1 protein-coding gene is annotated in these 501 nt (G+C 61.3%); it reads right to left on the bottom strand.

Annotated elements, in window-relative coordinates; all coding sequences use genetic code 11:
* Positions 1–499, bottom strand: a 499-nt coding sequence (locus A3730_RS04440) for a DNA-3-methyladenine glycosylase I (protein WP_063537578.1), incomplete at its 3' end; no start/stop codon positions are given.
* Positions 500–501: the final 2 nt, after the last annotated feature.

The following is a 501-nucleotide window of genomic DNA, read 5'->3' as shown; positions in this document are numbered from 1 at the left end:
GGCAACTGGTAAGGTGGTCGTTGACCATGCCGGTGGCCTGCATGAAAGCATAGACGATGGTGGGGCCGACAAATTTGAAGCCGCGTTTTTTCAGGGCCTTGCTCATGGCCTCGGCCACCGGAGTGGTGGCCGGTACCTCCTTGAGGCTGCGGAAGTGGTTGATCTGCGGGCTGCCGTCGACAAAATCCCAGAGGAAATCACTCAAGGTCAGGCCCTCATCACGCAGGGTCAGGTACGCCTGGGCGTTACCGATGGTCGCCGCCACTTTCAGGCGGTTGCGGATAATACCCGGGTCGGCCAGTAACGCGGCCACCTTGGCCTCGCCATAGCGCGCCACCTTCTCGGCATCGAACCCATCGAACACCTGTCGGTAATGTTCCCGTTTACGCAGCACGGTAATCCAGCTCAATCCGGCCTGGGCGCCCTCCAGATTCAGGCACTCGAACAGGCTCCGGTCGTCATGGTCCGGCACGCCCCACTCGTGGTCGTGGTAGTGCAGGT

The sequence above is a fragment of the Alcanivorax sp. HI0044 genome, assembly GCF_001634945.1.
Note: the sequence above shows the minus strand (reverse complement) of the source record. Positions and strands in the feature narration are given on the sequence as shown.